Below are 19,261 nucleotides of genomic sequence, written 5' to 3'. Positions count from 1 at the left end.
TCACAGCCATATCAAAATTATTTTGCTCACTATGTCATGAACGGCTTGTCGAGATCAATTTTTTCATAGCAGTTGGAACACCTTTAGCAATAGCTTGTTCTGGACTCAGCCATTGGCCTTCAAGTTCAATCGCCAGATGTTCTTTTTGATCAGGTTCCACGTGGAACACATGAGCATTAAGTAACCATGTGAAGTGAGTAAAGCTATGACTGATCTGAAAAGTTTGTGGTTGAGGTTGTAGCTTAAATTGCTGACTTAATTTCAAGCGTTCATGTTCATTTTCTAAAATAGGTAAACAAAATAAACCGCCCCATAGACCATGAGCTTGGCGTTGTTGCCAGAACCATTCATCTTCGCACTGAATAATAAGAACATCTGCCGTTTTAACAGGCGGTGTTTTTTTCGGTTTTTTAAAAGGTAATTCTTGTTCTAAACCTTGCTGGTAAGCCTGACAATGAGCTTGCATTGGGCAATATAAACAAAGAGGTTTTTTAGGCGTACAGATGGTCGCACCCAAGTCCATAATTGCTTGAGTGTAGTCATGATTGCGTTGGGTTGGACAAAGTTCTTCAGCCAGTTTCCACATTTCACGTTCGTGTTGTGGCTTGCTTAAGTCATCTTCAATAGCAAAGAAGCGAGCTAAAACGCGTTTCACGTTGCCATCCATAATCACGCCATACTGACGTAAACCTAAAGACATGAGTGCACCTGCGGTCGAGCGACCAATGCCGGGTAGTGCAATCCATTCTTCTAGGGTTTCAGGAAATTTGCCTTGCTGTGCTACAAGGCCGGCAGCTTTATGCAAATTACGGGCACGAGCGTAATAGCCAAGACCTGCCCAATAAGGAGCTACTTCATCCCAAGTTGTATGGCCTAAAGCTTCTACAGTTGGGAAGCGCTCCATAAAGCGGTCAAAATATTGCAGAACTGTTTTTACCTGAGTTTGCTGTAACATAATTTCAGAAACCCAAACTTTGTATGGATCATCTGCGACTTGCCAAGGCAAATCATGCCGACCATGTTGATCGAACCAGTTTAAGAGGGCATCAGAAAAAGAAAATTCAGGCATGAACAGCTATAGAAGAAAAGTAAGGGCTAAATTATAGCTGAAATTTAGGTGAAATTTTGTTTAAAGCAAACGAAGAAAATGGACATATGAAAACAGGGCCTACATCAAAAATGTAGTCCCTGTTCTATGGGTAAAAAGGATTAATCCTTTTGTACACCCCAACGTTGATCAAGTTTCAACGGTTGGTTTTTGTAGTATGGAATGACATGAATGTGGAAATGGTCAGAAGTCTGTCCAAACACTTCACCATCATTAAAGCCAATATGGAAACCGTCTGGCTGATGGCGAAGCTGGGTTTCATGACGGGCAATTTCAAGAAGTGTCAGTAAGCCTTGGTGCTCTTTAGACGTAATATCAAAAAACGAGCTGACATGGCGTAGTGGAGTCACTACACAGTGACCTTTAGACAACGGATTTGGGTCTGGTAAAATTACAGCAAATTCATTCTTATCAATGATGTCATATTCATCAAAATCGCAATACGGACATTTCTTGTCAGTCATTGTTGTATCCTCTCATGTTATTCCATTAAACCCCGAGTGCGGGAAATAAGACTAGGCTTTGCTCTAGCTCAACGGGAGTATATTTATTGAAGTATGGTTTAAAAAATACAGTAAAAATATTGCAAAGTCATAAACATTTAAGGGAGCAAATGCGAAAAATGCCATTTGCTCCAAATTTGCTTCTTTTATTTTAAAGTACGTTCTAATAAAGCGTACATTTTAGCAAGGCCTTGTTTCTCCGCTTCGCTGTTGTAGCCAAGGTCTACACCATTCGCTTTAGCTCTTTCATCTGCAAGCGGGTTACTAAAGCCATGTTTAGCATCTTTTAAAACCACTACCTCATGTTTAACCTCAGCAGCTTGCATCTCTTTTTCAAAATTAGCAACATCTTCTAAGGTGACCATGCTGTCTAGTTCACCATGTAGAACCAATACCTCACCTTGAATGTTGCCTTTTTGAGCAGGAGCCTTAGGAGCTAATGTACCATGGAATGTCGCAGTTGCTTTGAGGGGAGCACCTGAGCGAGCTAGATCGAGTACCACTTTGCCACCATAACAAAAACCTACCGCTGCAAGTTTTTCACTATTTACTTCCGGTTGAGCAGCCAAAGTCTGAAGACCTGCGTTGGCACGATCAGTCACCGTATCTAAATCTTCAAATGTCTGCATCATCCATTCATAAGCTTGAGCTGCAGTCGTTGTTACTTTTTTATCGCCATACATGTCAATTGCAAGTGCAGCATAACCGTGTTCAGCAAGTTCACGCGCACGTTGTTCAGTGTATTCGTTACGACCCCACCACTCAGGACCAATAATGACACCTGGTACAGGTGTTTCACTTTCTGGAGCCGCAAAGTAACCAATTAAATGGCTACCATCTGGTGCAGTATATTGAATTTCACGGGTTTTAATTGCTGTACTCATGACATTAATCCTGAAATTAAATTCGATTTAAACACGCTTGATTAAAGCATAAAAAATAAAAGCCATATAAATAACTATGTAAAAAACTACATCAAAAGAAAAGCATAGAAATATTTATGCAATAAAAAAAGAAGGAACGAGTTCCTTCTTTTTGATATGGTCATGATTAAATTAAGTTCGGCCTCGCGAAATAAAACCAATAACAGCGAGAATTACAGCTATCACTAATAAAATCACGGCAAAGTCTTTAGATAACCCTGCAACACCACCAAACCCTAATAGACTGGCAATGAGTGCAATCACTGCAAAAATTATTGCCCAACGGAACATATGCTGTCCTCCTTATTTTTCATTGTCTTTTTACTATATAGCGTGTTTTTTGCACGAAATGTGTCGTTTATGTGGTTGAAATGTATATTAAACAATCATTTTGTGATGCCAAAAATACGGCTTCTTTTCTTAAGACCAGCGTACTTCAATGCTATAATCTGATTTTGCTTGATCTATATAGCCGTTAAAATCTTATGTCTACCGAGACCTCACTTCGTCCATTGTTTTGGAAAAATTATACGCTAGAGCAACTGACTCAGGCTGAGTGGGAGGCACTGTGTGATGGGTGCGGATTGTGCTGTTTAGTCAAGCTAGAAGATGAAGATACACATGAAGTTGCGTACACCAAAGTGGCGTGCAAGTTACTTGATTGCAATACTGGACGTTGTTCTGACTACCCAAACCGTCAGCAGCAAGTACCCGACTGTTTACAACTAACACCGGAAACTTTAAAAACCATACACTGGTTGCCATCGAGCTGTGCCTATAAACGTTTGAATGAAGGCAAAAATTTACCTTCTTGGCACTATTTAAATACGGGTTCCAGACAAAGCGTAGTGAAAGCGAAAAAGTCAGTAGCAGGGCGTTGTATTCCTGAAACTGATGTACATGAAGATGATATCGAAGATTATGTGGTGCGTTGGGTGCGTTAATACGCTCCCGATGAGCATTTTTAATTACAGCGTATAATAAAGTAACATTTTTATCGTAAATTTTTTAATCATCTCCGTTATATAAAAATAAAAGCAAAAGGAGATAAAAATGATGAGACGATTAGCAGCCCCCTTATTATGTAGTAGTTTCTTCTTGTTAATGGCCTGTGGCTCTAATAATACTAATTCAAAAAATCCTGAACAAAATACAACTGCAAAAACAGAGCAGACCAGTGCTGCCAAACAAACTTATCAGGTCGAGGCAGTCGCACATTTTAATGAGCCTTGGGCGATCACCAGTTTGCCTGATCAGCGGTTATTGGTGACTGAACGGCAAGGTAAGCTAAAAATTTTTAATCCACAAAATAAACAAGTGCTAGATGTTCAGGGTGTTCCAGCGGTGAACTATGGCGGACAGGGCGGTTTAGGGGATGTTGCTCTACACCCAGACTTTGCCAAAAATCACTGGATATATCTTAGTTATGCAGCCAAAGGGCAAGGTGGGTCTGGTGCAGTGATTTCACGTGCAAAATTAGATTTATCTAATCCTAATCAGCCAAAACTCACCGATGTAAAGCAGATTTGGCAACAAGTACCTAAAGTCTCAGGACAAGGCCATTATGGGCATCGCATGCTTTTTGGTGCAGATGGTAAGCTTTGGGTCAGTTCAGGTGAGCGCCAAAAGTTTGACCCTGCCCAAAATATGAAAAGCAACTTGGGCAAAATCTTGCGTTTAAATGACGACGGTTCAGCAGCCTTAGGTAACCCTTTTTATGAGCAAGGCGGTGTCACTGCTGAAATATGGTCACTTGGACATCGTAACCCATTAGGAATGGCCTTTGACCGTAAAGGACAGCTATGGGTGGTTGAGATGGGGCCTAAAGGTGGTGATGAGCTTAATATTATTACCAAAGGCGAAAACTATGGTTATCCGATTATTTCAAATGGAGATCATTATTCAGGGCAGCCTATTCCAGATCATCACACGCGCCCAGAGTTTAAAGCACCAGAAATTGACTGGACCCCTGTAATCTCACCGTCGAGCTTAATTATTTATCGCGGACAACAATTTCCTGCATGGCAAAATAAAGCTTTAATTGGCGGGTTATCTTCAGAAGCAATTGTTGTTGTAGATTTAGAGCATAAGCCCGTAAAAGAAGTACAAAGATTAGAGATGAAGCAACGTATTCGTGGGTTACATGAAGCACAAGACGGTTCAATTTGGGTAATTGAAGATGGCCCCAATGCTCGCTTACTCAAGCTGAGTAAGAAACCCTCTTAATGCTAGGAAATACCCTGTAAATAAAGGATGTGTCTCATAGATTCAAATTGTAGATTTCTGTGAGACACAATAGACTATAGTGAAAAGACGATAAAGCTATTTGAGATGTCAGACACCCATATTCCACTTCCTGAACGCCTGCGCCCGAGAGACTTGTCTGAAATTATTGGGCAAGATCATTTGTTAGGTGAACATGCACCCTTACGTCAAATGATTGATCAGGGACATTTGCCTTCTATTATTTTTTGGGGGCCGCCAGGCGTCGGTAAAACGACAATTGCTTTGCTTTTAGCTCAGGCAATAGATCGTCCATTTGTGAGCTTATCTGCGCTGAATACGGGCGTAAAAGAATTACGTGAAGTGATTGCAGAAAGTGGTGACTTACTGACCCCTGTAGTTTTTATTGACGAAATCCATCGCTTTAATAAATCACAGCAAGATGCATTATTAGGTGCCGTAGAAAAAGGTAAAATTACCTTAATTGGTGCGACCACTGAAAACCCGTCTTTTGAAGTCAATAGTGCACTTTTATCACGCTGTCAGGTCTATACCTTAAACAGTTTAGACAGTGAGGCAATTCAGACGCTACTTAACAATGCACTCCAAAACGATAAATTTTTAAAAGAACGCTATATTCATATTGAAGAGTATGATGCTCTTTTACAGTTTGCAGCAGGTGATGCTCGTAAGGCACTCAATTTACTTGACTTAATTGCAAGTACTTTTGAGCCCGAAGTTGAAAATACCATTACCAATGCGGTTGTAGTAAAAGTCGCTCAGCAAAATATTGCGCGTTATGACAAATCGGGTGAACAGCATTACGACCTCGTTTCTGCCTTTATCAAATCGATTCGTGGTAGTGATCCGGATGCGGCTTTGTACTGGATGGCGCGGATGCTTAAAGGTGGGGAAGATCCGGTTTTTATTGCAAGACGTATGTTGATTGCCGCTTCAGAAGACATTGGAAACTCGAATCCAAATGCACTATTGCTTGCAGGTGAATGTTTCCGTTCTGTACAGGCGGTGGGAATGCCTGAGGCTCGAATTATTTTGGGTCAAACAGCAGTTTATTTAGCGACCAGTGCAAAAAGTAATAGTACTTACCTCGCGATTAATAAGGCCTTGGAACTTGCTGAGAAAACGGCAAATTTACCAGTACCTTTACACTTGAGAAATGCGCCAACCAAGCTGATGAAACAGCAAGGTTATGGAATTAATTATCTCTATCCTCATGACTACCCAGAGCACTTTGTACTGCAAGACTACTTGCCACCTGAGTTAAAGGGAACCAAACTCTATGAGTCGGCAAGAAACAAGCGTGAAGTTGAAGGTGAACGCTTACAACAACGCAGATGGCAGCAGGAACAATAGTTTATTGTTTCCTGCTATTGTTCCAATTCTTCAGTCACCTGACCATAAATCAGCAGGGTAAACACGCCTGTACCACCAATAATATTGCCAATGGTGGTTGGGATCAGGAAATTAAACAGATATTCACCAAGAGAAGCTTCTCCTTGCCAGACCAGATAGGACATTTCGGTAGAGCCAACGACCACATGGGTAAAGTCGCCTAGTCCTATCAGATAAGTCATGAAAAAGATGACTAGGAATTTATTGCTGACGGAAGGTAGCATCCAGACCAATGCAGCAATTAAAAGTCCAGACATAACCCCTTTAAGCAGATTTTGGATGGCGGAAAAAGACGCAACATGATGTGCGAGCTCATCTAGGGCTTTATCAATGTTTGGAGTAAACAGGTCGGTGGTCAGGAAGAATAAACTCGCCAAAGCTGTTCCAATGATATTGCATAGAATCACGATTCCCCATAGACGTCCTACAGCTCGTAATTTGTCTAAGGTAAAGGGCTTAAATAGGGGCACAACTGTAGTAATGGTATTTTCGGTAAAGAGTTGCATGTGTCCTAAAATAGCGATCAGGAATCCAATGGTATAACCGAAATTGGTAATTAAATCGGTCCAGATGGCATCAGTTGGGATATAAGAAGCAATAATCGCTTTAAATACAAATGAAAAACTGATGACTAGACCTGCTGCAATGCCTGAAAAGATGAGTGCGGCTGTTGGGCGATCTAACTCTTCGGCACCATCACGGCGAATAATTTCATATACTAAACGGGGCGACAGTTTCTCGTGTTCTTCAACTGCCATTTTTTCACGCCAGCTTAGGGTTTGATCGACTTTCTCTTCTTCTAGTTCATGGTCCATCGGGTTTACTCCTCACTGAATAAATATTTTATATTTATCGTTTTTTATTTATTGTTAAGGCAGTGCTCAGGATAAATCTAGAAGATTCCTACCAGCTTTATGTGTTTTTTTATAAATTGAACACTCTGGGGGTAAGCGAACTAGAACAATAATATATGAAGAAAAGAATCGACCAGACCTGAGAGAAAAGTTAAGTATAAGAAAAGATAGCAAACTCAATCAGCCTGCTATAAAAAGTGTAACGTTGAAGCTAAGCGCTTGTAGTCATGAAAATGGCAACAATAATTAAAACAAGGTATATGCTCTCAAGGTACGTATGAGTTTCATATAGTCGCCTTGGGAAGCTTCAGAAATGACAGTTTCGACTTCAGCTTGGCTCCATCCTTGCTTTAAGGCAGAGTGGCTAAAATTAGATAAAATCACTAATGGATTTTCACCAAAATGGATTGGATGATTCATTAATCTCTTTTCAGGCTTAAATAGTTCCATAGACTCATCCTATTTAAAAATTTAATTATTGTGATGCAATTTATATTTTTTTTGATTTTAGTGCCTTGTTTTGAGATTGTGCAAGTCATAATTTAATTAAATATACAAATCTGTCTACTTTTCCTAAATTCTAAGGTGCTGAAAATAAAAAAACCGAGCTGAAATGCTCGGTTTTTTATAAAGTTGAGCTGATTAGATGTCAGATAAATCTACGCCTAAACGAGCAGCAACTTCTTCATAAGCTTCAACAACACCGCCTAAGCCTTGACGGAAACGGTCTTTGTCGAGTTTTTTCTTAGTGTCTTTGTCCCATAAACGGCAACCGTCTGGAGAGAATTCGTCACCAAGTACGATACGATCATGGAAAACACCAAATTCAAGTTTGAAGTCCACCAAAATCATGTTGCCTTCAGCAAATAATGCTTTTAATACATCATTTACTTTATAAGTTAACACTTTCATTTGTTCTAACTGTTCAGCAGTCGCCCAACCTAAAGCAATCGCTTGAGATTCGTTAACCATTGGATCGCCTAGGCCATCATCTTTGTAGAACAATTCAAATGTAGGAGGAGTTAACTCTTTACCTTCTTCTACACCTAAACGACGGCATAGAGAACCTGCTGCATAGTTACGGATTACACATTCAACAGGAATCATTTGAAGTTTTTTAACAAGAACTTCAGTTGGAGAAAGCAATTTTTCAAAATGCGTTTCGATACCCGCTTCAGCAAGTTTTTCCATGATGAAGGCGTTAAAACGGTTGTTCACCTTGCCTTTACGATCTAGTTGTTCGATTTTTTCGCCATTGAACGCAGAGGCATCATCACGAAAGACTAAAATCAGATGGTCGGCATTGTCTGTTTCATATACAGATTTTGCTTTACCAGTATAGAGCAAGGTTTGTTTTAACATGAGGGAACCTTTTTTAAAAAAAATGCCTAGTAAACGACTAGGCTGGCCAATTTTGGTAAATCTGGTTTAACACTTCTGCGGCAACATCAGGGCTAGCAAAAGTGTTATCTGGATTAAATAGAGCAAGGCTATGACTAGAGCCAACACCAGTGAGCTTAAGCACATATGTATTGTCATTTACTTTAATCGTCGCTTGATTGTTACCTTGAGCGATGACGTTGTAATTTAACGTGCTTAACGTAGCTTTGGTGTATTGCCAAATCTCGGCAGTACTTCCATCAATTTTTAACAGTGGATTTTTATTACCATCTGTCACAAGTTGAGGGCGACCAAGCGCACTACCTGTTTGAGCAGATGCATCTGCTGTCGTATCAGTTTGAAGTGGTTCAGGACGTGGCAATGCAAAACGATTGCCACGCTTGTTTTCAAACTTCGGTGCGTGATCGATAGCAAGCTGGTCTACTGTTGGTGCAGGATACAAAGGTGTCGCTGGTCGTACAGTTGCATCGGCAGGGTACTCAAGTGGGGCGAGTTGCTTTGCATTTTTATAATCTAAAGAGTGATTATTGAGTGCGAAGCGACCACAGCCAGCTAAACTTAAGGCTGAAACTGCAAGGACTAAACCAAGACGTAATTGCATCATAAATTGCTCTTATTAAATAATTCCCGCATCTTTTAGGGCATTGCGGAGAGGTTCGCGATATTGCTCAGCGAGAGGAGTGAGTGGTAAACGAATACCAGTATCAATCAGTCCCATCTCATGTAGTGCCCATTTCACAGGAATTGGGTTTGATTCGCAAAATAGAATATTGTGTAAATTTGCAATCTTATTGTTAAGCGTCTTTGCTTGTTGCTCATCTTTTGCAATTGCAACCGCACATACTTCGCTCATTGCTTTAGGTGCAATGTTTGCAGTAACCGAGATATTACCGTCTGCGCCAAGAAGCATAAGTTCCCATGCAGTTTCATCGTCACCTGAGTACACAGCCATCTTGCCGTTTAAAGCATCGATTAAAGCTTTACCGCGCGGTACGTCACCTGTTGCATCTTTAATGCCGACAATATTTGGAATTTCCGCTAAACGAACAGCTGTATCGTTTGACAAATCTACACCTGTACGACCAGGTACGTTGTAAAGAATAAGCGGTAATTCAACAGCTTCAGCAATCGCTTTATAGTGTTGGTAAAGGCCTTCTTGAGTCGGCTTGTTATAGTATGGGGTTACAAGTAAAGCTGCATCTGCGCCAAGGTCTTTGGCAGCTTTAGTTAATTCGATTGCTTCACGGGTTGAGTTTGCACCAGTACCGGCAATAATTGGAATACGTTTGTTGGCTACACGAATAATTTCTTTAATAACCTGTGTGTGCTCTTCCATGCTCAATGTTGAGGCTTCGCCGGTTGTACCGACGGCTACAATACTGTTTGTACCTTGTTCTATGTGCCACTCAACCAGCTTCTCAAGACTCTTCCAATCTATACCGCCATCTTTCAACATGGGAGTGACGATTGCGACGATTGAGCCTTGAATGGTCTGTGCTTGCTGAGTCATTTTAAAAAATATCCTATTTATCCATCCGAATCTGAGGTAAGAAAAACAAAATGTGGGATGGTTGCAGTATTTTGATTGTCCAGTTCTAACAATAACAGATTGTTGAATGACAATTATGCAAATTATGACTGATCAGACGCATAAGAACAATATGCTTGACTGATAAACCCTATGTAAACTTGAGCAAAACATAGAATGCCAATTTGATCATTTCAAGTAAAAGACAGTAAAAATGAGAATATGGTGCAATTCTTCCAACCTCTACTTAACACGGTCTTTTTTATGGCAAGATAAAATGCATATTTCTCCCGAATGGGACTTAAGATGGCATGAAAATGAATAAACAACCACAAAATTCGGCTTTAGTCGTAGTTGACGTGCAAAATGGTTTTACCCCTGGTGGAAACCTAGCAGTTGCCGACGCCGATACGATTATTCCAACCATTAACCAATTGGCAGGTTGTTTTGAAAATGTAGTCCTCACTCAAGACTGGCATCCGGATAATCACATTTCTTTTGCAGCCAACCATCCGGGCAAGCAGCCATTTGAAACGATTGAACTGGATTATGGATCACAGGTGCTTTGGCCTAAGCATTGTATACAAGGCACTCATGATGCCGAATTTCATCCGGATTTAAATATCCCGACAGCTCAACTGATTATCCGAAAAGGTTTTCATGCTCATATTGATAGTTACTCGGCTTTTATGGAAGCTGACCACTCAACAATGACAGGTTTAACGGGTTACTTAAAAGAACGTGGTATTGATACGGTCTATGTGGTCGGAATTGCCACAGACTTTTGTGTCGCATGGACTGCTTTAGATGCGGTTAAGCAAGGCTTTAAAACTTTAGTGGTTGAAGATGCGTGCAAAGGTATTGATCTTAATGGTTCATTAGAACAAGCGTGGCAAACTATGCAGCAACAAGGTGTTGTTCGTATTCAATCGACTGATCTGTTGAATGAATGCTAGAGATACTGATTTTGATGCTTGGACTTTAATTGCGATTTGGTATGGATGAACAGTATGTCTGCATTACTCCGTTTTACTCAGTTTGTTCAAAAGACGTTTGCCCTATGGGTAATTATTTTTGCAGCTCTGGCGCTATGGCAGCCTGAATTTTTTGTTTGGCTGAAAGCTTATATTCCATGGATTTTGGGCATTATTATGCTTGGCATGGGAATGACCATGACCGTTGATGATTTTAAAGGGGTACTACAAAGCCCTAAAGCCGTGTTAATTGGGGTTGTTGCGCAGTTTGTCGTGATGCCGGGCTTGGCATTTATTTTATGTAAATTATTTAATTTGCCTCCTGAAATTGCGGTCGGCGTTATTTTGGTAGGTTGTTGCCCAGGAGGAACAGCTTCAAATGTCATTACCTATATGGCCAAAGGCAATGTGGCTTTATCGGTCGCCTGTACCTCGGTATCAACACTCTTGGCTCCTGTGTTAACGCCTACAATTTTCTATCTACTTGCCAGCCAATGGCTAAAGATTGACGCGGCTTCGATGTTTATTTCGATTTTGCAGGTCGTACTACTTCCGATTGTGATTGGGCTGATTTTGCGAACTTGGCTTAAACGTCAGGTTGAATCCTATATTCAAGTCATGCCATTAGTTTCAGTGATTGCAATTGTCGCGATTGTGGCAGCCATTATTGGTGGCAGTAAAGCAGCTATTTTACAGTCGGGTTTGCTCATTTTGGCGGTAGTGATATTGCATAATGGGCTTGGATATTTATTAGGTTTTACCGCAGCGCGTTTCTTTAAATTACCTTATGCGGACAGTAAGGCGATTGCTATTGAGGTGGGGATGCAAAACTCAGGCTTAGGCGTGGCGCTTGCAGCAGTGCATTTTGCGGCTTCTCCGATTACAGCGGTACCAAGTGCTATTTTCAGCCTTTGGCATAATATTTCGGGTCCTGCACTTGCGACTTATTGGGCAAGTAAACACAAACAAGAATAACTGTATAAACAACATACATGACAAAAGAAGACCAAACGGATAGTTTGGTCTTTTTATTTAAAGCACTTTTTATTTGAGCTGAATTTAAAACTGGTATGTCTTTTGCTTCGAATTGATGCACTAAAAATAACGTGAATATCAACATAAATTGCAAAGAAAAAATAAGGCATTTTTTTGATGAACCAGATTTTTAAATTATTTATTCCCATGCTCTCTAGCAATTTGATTCTAATTTTAAGTGGATTGATTGATATTGCTTATGTAGGGCATTTTAGCAATGATCATGTTGCCGCCTTATCGGTGACCTTATCTTTATATACAGTGGTTTATGTCATTGGAATGGGGATACTGCAAGGTGTGATGCTTAAGCTCTCGGAAGCTTATGGTTGCCATGACATACCACGTATTCGTCAAATTTTTATCCAAGGCGTTTGGCTGATGTTAGGTTCGGCATTGGTAAGTATTGCCTTGCTTTACTTGTTCCGTGATTTACCAAAATTATTTGGTGCATCTGAACATTTCGTTTTAATTACTAAAAACTGTATTTGGGCTTCGGTATTTATTTTACCTGCCCATTTACTGATGCGCTTATTTACAGCTTTGTCTCAGGTCACTGAAAATGCTTATAAGGTTTTATTATCAGATAGTCTTTTCTTCATTCTTAAAATTATTTTGTCTTATCTTCTGATTTATGGTGTCGCTTTATTTTCAATTCCGCCACTCGGGGCGATAGGGGCGTTGTTAGCCACTATCATTGTACGGTGGTTTATGTTGACCGTTTATTACCTGTTTTTTCTAGAGAAAAAGTACATCTTTATTGAACATCCAGAACGGTCAGTTGAAGATAGCTGGCAAAGTCTGCGTATGATTTTAAAAATAGGGATACCCACAGCGATCATGGCATTGATGGACGTTATTGCATTTTGTTCAGTTGCTATTCTGATTTTGCCTTTCGGGAGTGTGGTGTCTGCAGCCCATCAAATTGTCGCGAGCACTGGCGGTTTCATGTTTATTTTTCCTTCATCAATTGCCTCGGCTTATAGCATTTTGGTGTCAAGAACTATGGGCAGCGGCAACATGAAAGAAGCAGACAAAATTGCCAGACAAAGTATATGGGTCATTATGGCAGTGAGTGGCAGTTTATCCTTGTGTTTATGGTTGGAGAGGGGCTTAATTGTCACGTTCTATTCAGATGATTTGGCTGTACAGATTTTAGCTGCATCACTGCTCTTGATTGTCTGCATGTCTCATTTTCTCGATGGCTTAATGACGTTACTAACCTCTTTGTTGCGTTGTTGGGATGTGTCGATTTTACCCATGCTGATTTTTTTAGTCGTGGTGCTATGTTTCGGATTGGGCGGTGGGTGGTGGATGGCTCATAAAGGGCTGCACTGGGGGAGTCATTCTATATCTGCAATGGGAATTTATGGTTTCTGGAGTATAGCAGCCATAAGCTATTTAGTAGCTTGTGTATTGAGTGCCTTCTGTTTTCGTTTTAGAAAGCAATTAAGAGGTTTTTGATTAGATAGATCAACACAACCTTAAAAAGGATGTTCTGCTAACCATTCTTCAATCTCATTTTCAGAAATCACTTCAAAACCATGGCGCTGTAACAGTGCCGTGGTAATCCCAACACCCGTGATCTTCTCGCCTTGAAAAGTACCGTTATAAATTCTTTGACTACCGCAAGACGGACTATTTTCTTTTAAAACTACACAAGTTGCTTGTATTTGCCGTGCAATGTCTAAAGTACGGTAGGCGCCTTTTAAATATAGCTCAGTCACATCTAAACCAGATGAATCCAGGATTTTTGCCTTGCCATCAAGCACATCTTGACCTGTTCCTCCCACAATTTCTGCAGGTAACCTTGGAGTAGTAAAACCACCTAATAACTCCGGACAAAGTGCATGCGCTTTTTTATTTAAAAATAACTGCTTAAGTGTAGTATGTAAGCAAGAGCGGCCATCGTAGCGTACAGGCTCCCCAATTAAACAGGCACTGATTAAAAGCATGATTTTTTCCGCCCTTAGAACTTTAAAAGCCATGTGAGTGTACCCAATGATTTATAAAATATGAAATCTAAAACAAGCACAAACAAACGAAGTAATTTGATTAATAAATTACACAATTCATAATTAAATTATGTATTGCATAATTTAATTGTTTTTAGTAGCATCTGTTTTAAGGTAAATGGCCATTGGAGGTCCAACAAGGATGTTGGCCTCCATAAATCTAGGAATAACTTTAGGAAAAGACGATTTTTAAAGGTTTATTGAAAAATCTCAATCGTACTTTTAGATAAGAAAGGACAGTGTGTATGGAAAACAAACACCATATAGAAGGGAAATTAATCATCGGCTTTGCGCTCACTCAATCTTCTTTTTAGTTATTGGTTTTTTTCTCATAGGATGCGTTGGGCTAAGGCATTTTGACGGTTCAAACATACTCCCAGCAAATGCGTATTCTATAGAGAAAGGAGCTGACCAGATCAGCATGAGAAGTAAACGGATCAGGTAATTACCAGAGGGAAACTAGATGGATATTTTAGAGAACCCATTAGAATTATGCGGTTTTGCATTTATTGAGTTTGTTTCAAAAGAAAATGAATTAGATCCAATTTTTGAAACAATCGGCTTTTCAAAAGTAGCCAAGCATAAATCGAAAAAAGCGTACTTATGGCGTCAAGGAAATATCAATATTATCCTGAATTATCAGCCAGAATCTTATGCTTCATTCTTTTTTAATGAGCATGGTCCATCTGCTTGTGCGATGGGATTCAAAACTCGTGATGCAGCAAAAGCTTTTAAAAAGGCGGTTGAGCTTGGTGCAGAACCAATGTACTCAAAAGTTGGGCCAATGGAGCTTAACATTCCGGCAATTAAAGGTATTGGTGGCATGCCAATCTTCTTAGTTGACCGCGATATTTATGAAAATGACTTTGTTTTCTTTGATGATGCGCAGCGTAACCCTGAAGGTGCGGGCTTAAAAGAAATCGATCACTTAACTCATAACGTCTACAAAGGACGTATGGAGTATTGGGCAAACTTCTACGAGAAGATTTTTAACTTCCAGGAAATTCGTTATTTCGACATTAAAGGTGAATATACAGGTTTAACCTCTAAAGCATTAACTGCACCAGATGGCATGATCCGTATCCCTTTAAATGAAGACTCAGACAAGGGTAACGGTCAAATTGCAGAATTCTTAGCTGATTTTAATGGTGAAGGTATTCAGCATATCGCGTTTATTTGTGATGACTTAATTTCGACTTGGGATAAATTGAAAGGCCTTGGTCTTAAGTTTATGACACCACCGCCAAATACGTATTATGAAATGCTTGAAGAGCGTTTACCTGAACATGGTGAACCAACTGAAGAGTTAAAACAACGCGGTATTTTATTAGACGGCAGTACTAAAGATGGTCAGAAGAAGCTTTTATTACAAATCTTCTCTGAAAATATGATTGGGCCAGTCTTCTTTGAATTTATTCAACGTAAAGATGACGATGGTTTCGGTGAAGGTAACTTCAAGGCATTGTTTGAATCGATTGAACGTGACCAGATTCGCCGTGGTGTGCTCGAAGCAAAATAAGTTTTGCTTTGTCTCTAATCTAAAAAAACCAAGAGCAATGCTCTTGGTTTTTTTATGGCTATTGATTAGCGGCTTTTAATATATTGATTAATTGAATTAATCTCATTTTTAAGTGTTTCAATAATTTTACTTTGTGGGTCAACAGGTAAAAACATTTCGCTATCAAGCGCCACAATACAAAACTCAATCCCTTGGTTTGAGTTAAATACTGGCAGGCCTACTGCGTTAATACCGGTAAGTAAATCACCTTTCGCCGCAGACATTTGTTGTTGGCGGATCGTCTCTTTAAGTTCTAAAAATTCTTCCCAGTTATGTGGCGCAATGTTTAGCCCAAGTTCCTGATGTTTTTGCCACTCAGTTTCTAATAAAGGACGAACAAAATGCTCAGGAAGGTAAGAAGCAAATAAACGCCCAGCAGCAGAATTGACTAAAGGCATAATTGAGCCAACTTTGGTCACAATCGAAATTGGGTGGTTAGATTCAATCGATTGAACCACGACAGGGCCTTTGGGTGACCACTTACTAATTTGAATACCACAGCCAATTTTGCTTTGTAAGTCGTAAATTAAATGTTGTACTAACTGTAAAGTATCGCTGTGCTGAATGCAGTTTAAGCCTAAACGCCATGCTTGATCACCTAAGGCATATTGGCCATCCTCAAGCTGTTTGGCGTAATCCATGCGAATTAGGCTCACCAAGTAGCGGTGTACTTTGGCAGGATGCATCTCAAGCTTACTAGATAAGTCTTTGAGAATAATGGGTTGATTGTGCTCTAAAAGGGCATTTAGTACGGATAAGCCAACTTCAAGTGATTGAACCCCCCCAGATATTTTTTCTTCAATCATTTAAATACCCTTAATCGATTTACTTCAGCAGTTAAACAGTTTTGTTCAGAACATAAATTGGCATTGATGCGTTTTACATCATGCCTGAGCCTATAGAAAAATAGAAATCACCTTTTTCTATTAGCGAAATTCACATGTTTAATAATCCACAATTTTTACAAACATCTTCATCTTACATTTATAGCGTAAATTGATAGAGGTTTAGTAGATTTAAACAATATAAATCGGCATTGATATAGAACAGTTCATTCAAACTATTCCCATCAATGCCGACTTTTAAAATGATTGCTTTGAAAGAATTACGCGCCTAATTCTTCTTCATGCAAGAAATGAGTATGGTGTGGAGCGCGTTTGGTTTTGCTCCATTCCTCTAACATTTCAGTTTTCATTTCTTCAGTAATTTTTGCAATTTTTTCTTCAGCATGTGCATCGTTATAAGTCAGTTCTAAACGATGCCCATTTGGGTCAAAGAAATAAATTGAGTGGAAGATACCATGGTTGGTAATACCTAATACTTTAACGCCGTTGTCTTCCAAATGTTTTTTGGCAGCTAAAAGAGCATTTAAATCTTCAACTTCAAAGGCAATATGTTGCACCCATTGAGGTGTATTTTCATCACGGCCCATTTCTGGTTGGGTTGGCAATTCAAAAAATGCTAAAACGTTGCCTTGGCCTGCATCTAGGAATAAATGCATATACGGGTCAAAAGCTTTCGTTGAAGGTACATGGTCTTCTGCAAAAGCTAAGATAAAGTCCATGTTGAGCATTTTTTTATACCACTCAACAGTTTCTTTCGCATCCTTACAACGATATGCAACGTGATGTATTTTTTTAATGGCAAATGTCATGTTGAAACTCCTTTTTACTATTCCCAATCTGGTTGTTGTTCTGGCGCCGCGTTATAGAAGGCTGGGATAGACAAACAATGTTGATAAATTGATTCAATTTTTGGAAACGCCGACAAATCAATCTTGAAGCGTTTCGCGTTGTAAACCTGTGGAATCAGGCAGCAGTCGGCAATGGTTGCTTGTTGTCCAAAGCAAAATTGCCCATTTGAATCTTGAAGTTGCTGTTCGAGTGTTTGAAAGCCTTCAAGAATCCAGTGCTGATACCAGTAATTTTTTTGTTCGTCCGAAACATTTAAATCATTTTTTAAATATTTCAGCACGCGTAAGTTATTTAACGGGTGAATATCACAGGCAATCGCCTGTGCAAAAGCACGGATTTTGGCTCTTTCTTTCACATCATTTGGAAGTAATTTGGTTTCAGGATATTGTTCATCCAGATATTCCAAAATACTTAATGACTGTGACAGGGTTAAATCGCCGTCCACTAAAGTTGGTACTAAGGCACTGCGATTTAACTTTAAATAGTCTTCGCTTTGCTGCTCATTTTTAACTAAATGAACGGGTACAGTTTCATAAGCGAGACTTTTAAGGTTGAGACCAATCCGTACTCTGTAAGCTGCAGAGCTACGAAAGTAACTATACAGCTTCATAATTAGGCTCCGAAGTTTCTGCAAAATCAAAAGTTAATGCAGGAAGTACCGTATTTCGGACTTCACCAAAACCAATGCGAATACCATTTTTCTCACAGTGGCCTTTCATGATGAGTGTGTCGCCGTCTTGCAAGAAACCACGAGTTTCACCATTCGCAAGTGTTAGAGGCTTGGTGGTGTTCCAAGTCAACTCAAGCAAGCTACCATACGAATCTGGTGTAGAACCTGAAATGGTACCTGAACCCATTAAATCACCAACCTGAACGTTACAGCCTCCAATGGTGTGGTGAGTTAGCTGCTGAGCCATAGACCAATACATATATTTAAAATTAGTACGGCAGATCACATCAGGTTGTGCTGATTTCGGGCTTTGGATTTCAACACTTAAATTAATATCGTAAGTATTGGCGATATTTTCTTGTAAGTAAGCAAGTGGCTTCGGTTCTTGTTTCGGACCTTCAACTTTAAATGGCTCAAGAGCTTCAAGCGTGACGACCCAAGGAGAAATCGAACTTGCAAATGTTTTAGCGTTGAAAGGGCCAAGTGGAACATATTCCCATTGTTGGATATCACGTGCTGACCAGTCGTTTAGCAAAACCATGCCAAAAATATGATCCCATGCATCTTCAATGGGGATTGGTTGACCTAATTGAGTTGGTTTCCCCACAATAAATGCAGTCTCAAGTTCAAAATCGAGCTTGCGAGTTGCTGAGAAAACCGGACGTTCTTCATTTGGAAGTTTAATCTGACCAGAAGGGCGTACGACGTGAGTTCCGCTTACCACAACAGAGCTAGCACGGCCGTTATAACCGACAGGCAACTCGCTCCAGTTTGGAAGCAAGGCATTTTTAGGGTCGCGGAACATACAGCCTACATTGGTGGCATGTTCTTTAGAAGAATAGAAATCGGTATAACCAGATACTTGAAGTGGTAAATGCAAAGTAACACTGTCTTGCTTAACCAAAACTTCTTGGCGCAATGCTTCATTTTCTTGAAGCGTTAAATTATCAACTGAAAGAAGAGACTGTAGCGTTTTACGAACTTTAGACCAATTGGCTTTGCCCGATTCAATAAATTTATTCAGTGTAGGCTGGTTAAAGTAGGTGTCTTGATCTGAAAGTTTTAAAAGACCATGCTTTTCAAGAGCAGCGAGATCAATGACCCAATCACCGATAGCTACACCGACCTGACGCTCGCCTTCGGCTGTTCTACTAAAAATACCATAAGGCAAATTATGAATAGTGAAATCAGATTGAGGTGAAACTTCAATAAAAGAGTTTAGTTTTTGTTCCATTTTCGCTTCCTTGTCTTCATCTCGTGTCTTATACAAATAAAAGTTCGGTCTAGGGACTGAGCTACTCAATAAGTTTTAACCGTTATTTAGATCATCTTTTTACTTATGAGTTTGATAGAGACCGAGAACAA

General features: G+C 39.8%; 21 protein-coding genes. 7 read left to right on the top strand and 14 right to left on the bottom strand.

The features are described 5' to 3' along the window. Nucleotides 1–34: 34 nt before the first annotated feature. The 4 genes from mutY to EGT34_RS11055 form a co-directional block, all read right to left on the bottom strand. A complete protein-coding gene (gene mutY, locus EGT34_RS11070) occupies nucleotides 35–1,069 on the bottom strand; it encodes an A/G-specific adenine glycosylase (protein ID WP_001113867.1) in 1,035 nt (344 codons plus the stop codon). A gap of 140 nt (nucleotides 1,070–1,209) precedes the next feature. After that, on the bottom strand, nucleotides 1,210–1,572 hold the full coding sequence (locus EGT34_RS11065; protein ID WP_000130110.1) for an HIT family protein: 363 nt from the start codon (nucleotides 1,570–1,572) through the stop codon (nucleotides 1,210–1,212). A 185-nt stretch (nucleotides 1,573–1,757) separates the two neighbouring features. Further along, complete coding sequence (locus tag EGT34_RS11060; RefSeq protein WP_000100767.1) at nucleotides 1,758–2,495, bottom strand: dienelactone hydrolase family protein; 738 nt, start codon at nucleotides 2,493–2,495, stop codon at nucleotides 1,758–1,760. A 171-nt stretch (nucleotides 2,496–2,666) separates the two neighbouring features. Further along, nucleotides 2,667–2,825 (bottom strand): DUF1328 domain-containing protein, encoded by a 159-nt coding sequence (locus tag EGT34_RS11055; RefSeq protein WP_000490267.1) that lies wholly within the window; start codon nucleotides 2,823–2,825, stop codon nucleotides 2,667–2,669. Nucleotides 2,826–3,019: 194 nt separating this feature from the next. Here EGT34_RS11055 and EGT34_RS11050 point away from each other — a divergent pair, with 194 nt between their 5' ends. The 3 genes from EGT34_RS11050 (at nucleotide 3,020) to EGT34_RS11040 (ending at nucleotide 6,131) form a co-directional block, all read left to right on the top strand. Next, on the top strand, nucleotides 3,020–3,478 hold the full coding sequence (locus EGT34_RS11050; RefSeq protein ID WP_000102817.1) for a YcgN family cysteine cluster protein: 459 nt from the start codon (nucleotides 3,020–3,022) through the stop codon (nucleotides 3,476–3,478). 109 nt (nucleotides 3,479–3,587) lie between these two features. Next, complete coding sequence (locus EGT34_RS11045; protein ID WP_024437647.1) at nucleotides 3,588–4,760, top strand: PQQ-dependent sugar dehydrogenase; 1,173 nt, start codon at nucleotides 3,588–3,590, stop codon at nucleotides 4,758–4,760. Between the two features lie 105 nt (nucleotides 4,761–4,865). After that, nucleotides 4,866–6,131 (top strand): replication-associated recombination protein A, encoded by a 1,266-nt coding sequence (locus EGT34_RS11040; RefSeq protein WP_001285409.1) that lies wholly within the window; start codon nucleotides 4,866–4,868, stop codon nucleotides 6,129–6,131. A 14-nt stretch (nucleotides 6,132–6,145) separates the two neighbouring features. On the opposite strand, the gene EGT34_RS11035 is transcribed toward EGT34_RS11040, so the two are convergent. The 5 genes from EGT34_RS11035 to dapA all read right to left on the bottom strand — a co-directional run bounded on the left by EGT34_RS11035 (nucleotide 6,146) and on the right by dapA (nucleotide 9,935). Beyond that, nucleotides 6,146–6,985 (bottom strand): formate/nitrite transporter family protein, encoded by an 840-nt coding sequence (locus EGT34_RS11035; protein WP_000349492.1) that lies wholly within the window; start codon nucleotides 6,983–6,985, stop codon nucleotides 6,146–6,148. Nucleotides 6,986–7,270: 285 nt separating this feature from the next. Beyond that, nucleotides 7,271–7,474, bottom strand: a complete 204-nt coding sequence (locus EGT34_RS11030; protein WP_000418560.1) for a hypothetical protein — start codon at nucleotides 7,472–7,474, stop codon at nucleotides 7,271–7,273. 192 nt (nucleotides 7,475–7,666) lie between these two features. Next, nucleotides 7,667–8,386, bottom strand: a complete 720-nt coding sequence (purC, locus tag EGT34_RS11025) for a phosphoribosylaminoimidazolesuccinocarboxamide synthase (protein ID WP_000917863.1) — start codon at nucleotides 8,384–8,386, stop codon at nucleotides 7,667–7,669. A 37-nt stretch (nucleotides 8,387–8,423) separates the two neighbouring features. Next, nucleotides 8,424–9,026, bottom strand: coding sequence for a hypothetical protein (locus tag EGT34_RS11020; protein WP_001177091.1), 603 nt, complete (start codon nucleotides 9,024–9,026; stop codon nucleotides 8,424–8,426). Nucleotides 9,027–9,041: 15 nt separating this feature from the next. Continuing rightward, nucleotides 9,042–9,935 (bottom strand): 4-hydroxy-tetrahydrodipicolinate synthase, encoded by an 894-nt coding sequence (gene dapA, locus EGT34_RS11015; RefSeq protein WP_000193598.1) that lies wholly within the window; start codon nucleotides 9,933–9,935, stop codon nucleotides 9,042–9,044. 329 nt (nucleotides 9,936–10,264) lie between these two features. Here dapA and pncA point away from each other — a divergent pair, with 329 nt between their 5' ends. From pncA to EGT34_RS11000, 3 genes are all read left to right on the top strand, one after another. After that, nucleotides 10,265–10,909: a bifunctional nicotinamidase/pyrazinamidase gene (gene pncA / locus EGT34_RS11010; RefSeq protein ID WP_024437648.1), complete on the top strand. Its 645-nt coding sequence runs from the start codon at nucleotides 10,265–10,267 to the stop codon at nucleotides 10,907–10,909. Nucleotides 10,910–10,963: 54 nt separating this feature from the next. Further along, on the top strand, nucleotides 10,964–11,902 hold the full coding sequence (locus EGT34_RS11005) for a bile acid:sodium symporter family protein (protein ID WP_005130522.1): 939 nt from the start codon (nucleotides 10,964–10,966) through the stop codon (nucleotides 11,900–11,902). Nucleotides 11,903–12,079: 177 nt separating this feature from the next. Further along, nucleotides 12,080–13,423, top strand: a complete 1,344-nt coding sequence (locus EGT34_RS11000; protein WP_024437649.1) for an MATE family efflux transporter — start codon at nucleotides 12,080–12,082, stop codon at nucleotides 13,421–13,423. 20 nt (nucleotides 13,424–13,443) lie between these two features. Here EGT34_RS11000 and EGT34_RS10995 read toward each other — a convergent pair whose 3' ends face one another. After that, nucleotides 13,444–13,914: a DUF523 domain-containing protein gene (locus tag EGT34_RS10995; RefSeq protein WP_000924615.1), complete on the bottom strand. Its 471-nt coding sequence runs from the start codon at nucleotides 13,912–13,914 to the stop codon at nucleotides 13,444–13,446. A gap of 523 nt (nucleotides 13,915–14,437) precedes the next feature. On the opposite strand from EGT34_RS10995, the gene hppD reads away from it, so the two are divergent. Continuing rightward, complete coding sequence (gene hppD / locus EGT34_RS10990; RefSeq protein WP_000353163.1) at nucleotides 14,438–15,493, top strand: 4-hydroxyphenylpyruvate dioxygenase; 1,056 nt, start codon at nucleotides 14,438–14,440, stop codon at nucleotides 15,491–15,493. A gap of 65 nt (nucleotides 15,494–15,558) precedes the next feature. On the opposite strand, the gene EGT34_RS10985 is transcribed toward hppD, so the two are convergent. The 4 genes from EGT34_RS10985 to fahA all read right to left on the bottom strand — a co-directional run bounded on the left by EGT34_RS10985 (nucleotide 15,559) and on the right by fahA (nucleotide 19,130). Further along, on the bottom strand, nucleotides 15,559–16,338 hold the full coding sequence (locus tag EGT34_RS10985; RefSeq protein WP_000568800.1) for an IclR family transcriptional regulator: 780 nt from the start codon (nucleotides 16,336–16,338) through the stop codon (nucleotides 15,559–15,561). Nucleotides 16,339–16,637: 299 nt separating this feature from the next. Continuing rightward, nucleotides 16,638–17,186, bottom strand: coding sequence for a VOC family protein (locus EGT34_RS10980; RefSeq protein ID WP_000141645.1), 549 nt, complete (start codon nucleotides 17,184–17,186; stop codon nucleotides 16,638–16,640). Between the two features lie 17 nt (nucleotides 17,187–17,203). Next, nucleotides 17,204–17,836: a maleylacetoacetate isomerase gene (maiA, locus tag EGT34_RS10975; RefSeq protein ID WP_000781240.1), complete on the bottom strand. Its 633-nt coding sequence runs from the start codon at nucleotides 17,834–17,836 to the stop codon at nucleotides 17,204–17,206. After that, nucleotides 17,823–19,130: a fumarylacetoacetase gene (gene fahA, locus EGT34_RS10970; RefSeq protein WP_000435857.1), complete on the bottom strand. Its 1,308-nt coding sequence runs from the start codon at nucleotides 19,128–19,130 to the stop codon at nucleotides 17,823–17,825. Before fahA ends, maiA begins: the two co-directional genes overlap by 14 nt. Between the last annotated feature and the right edge of the window lie 131 nt (nucleotides 19,131–19,261).

The sequence above is a fragment of the Acinetobacter sp. FDAARGOS_558 genome (genome assembly GCF_003937785.1).
Classification (GTDB): domain Bacteria; phylum Pseudomonadota; class Gammaproteobacteria; order Pseudomonadales; family Moraxellaceae; genus Acinetobacter; species Acinetobacter baumannii.
Note: the sequence above shows the minus strand (reverse complement) of the source record. Positions and strands in the feature narration are given on the sequence as shown.

Bases quoted from the DNA above. Each gene is read 5' to 3' on its own strand.
- EGT34_RS10985 (WP_000568800.1), bottom strand. From the start codon at position 16,338: ATGATTGAAGAAAAAATATCTGGGGGGGTTCAATCACTTGAAGTTGGC.
- EGT34_RS11060 (WP_000100767.1), bottom strand. From the start codon at position 2,495: ATGAGTACAGCAATTAAAACCCGTGAAATTCAATATACTGCACCAGAT.
- EGT34_RS11065 (WP_000130110.1), bottom strand. From the start codon at position 1,572: ATGACTGACAAGAAATGTCCGTATTGCGATTTTGATGAATATGACATC.
- dapA (WP_000193598.1), bottom strand. From the start codon at position 9,935: ATGACTCAGCAAGCACAGACCATTCAAGGCTCAATCGTCGCAATCGTC.
- EGT34_RS10995 (WP_000924615.1), bottom strand. From the start codon at position 13,914: ATGCTTTTAATCAGTGCCTGTTTAATTGGGGAGCCTGTACGCTACGAT.
- EGT34_RS10980 (WP_000141645.1), bottom strand. From the start codon at position 17,186: ATGACATTTGCCATTAAAAAAATACATCACGTTGCATATCGTTGTAAG.
- EGT34_RS11050 (WP_000102817.1), top strand. From the start codon at position 3,020: ATGTCTACCGAGACCTCACTTCGTCCATTGTTTTGGAAAAATTATACG.
- EGT34_RS11035 (WP_000349492.1), bottom strand. From the start codon at position 6,985: ATGGACCATGAACTAGAAGAAGAGAAAGTCGATCAAACCCTAAGCTGG.
- EGT34_RS11040 (WP_001285409.1), top strand. From the start codon at position 4,866: ATGTCAGACACCCATATTCCACTTCCTGAACGCCTGCGCCCGAGAGAC.
- mutY (WP_001113867.1), bottom strand. From the start codon at position 1,069: ATGCCTGAATTTTCTTTTTCTGATGCCCTCTTAAACTGGTTCGATCAA.
- EGT34_RS11000 (WP_024437649.1), top strand. From the start codon at position 12,080: ATGAACCAGATTTTTAAATTATTTATTCCCATGCTCTCTAGCAATTTG.
- purC (WP_000917863.1), bottom strand. From the start codon at position 8,386: ATGTTAAAACAAACCTTGCTCTATACTGGTAAAGCAAAATCTGTATAT.
- EGT34_RS11030 (WP_000418560.1), bottom strand. From the start codon at position 7,474: ATGGAACTATTTAAGCCTGAAAAGAGATTAATGAATCATCCAATCCAT.
- EGT34_RS11005 (WP_005130522.1), top strand. From the start codon at position 10,964: ATGTCTGCATTACTCCGTTTTACTCAGTTTGTTCAAAAGACGTTTGCC.
- hppD (WP_000353163.1), top strand. From the start codon at position 14,438: ATGGATATTTTAGAGAACCCATTAGAATTATGCGGTTTTGCATTTATT.
- EGT34_RS11020 (WP_001177091.1), bottom strand. From the start codon at position 9,026: ATGCAATTACGTCTTGGTTTAGTCCTTGCAGTTTCAGCCTTAAGTTTA.
- EGT34_RS11045 (WP_024437647.1), top strand. From the start codon at position 3,588: ATGATGAGACGATTAGCAGCCCCCTTATTATGTAGTAGTTTCTTCTTG.
- EGT34_RS11055 (WP_000490267.1), bottom strand. From the start codon at position 2,825: ATGTTCCGTTGGGCAATAATTTTTGCAGTGATTGCACTCATTGCCAGT.
- maiA (WP_000781240.1), bottom strand. From the start codon at position 17,836: ATGAAGCTGTATAGTTACTTTCGTAGCTCTGCAGCTTACAGAGTACGG.
- pncA (WP_024437648.1), top strand. From the start codon at position 10,265: ATGAAAATGAATAAACAACCACAAAATTCGGCTTTAGTCGTAGTTGAC.
- fahA (WP_000435857.1), bottom strand. From the start codon at position 19,130: ATGGAACAAAAACTAAACTCTTTTATTGAAGTTTCACCTCAATCTGAT.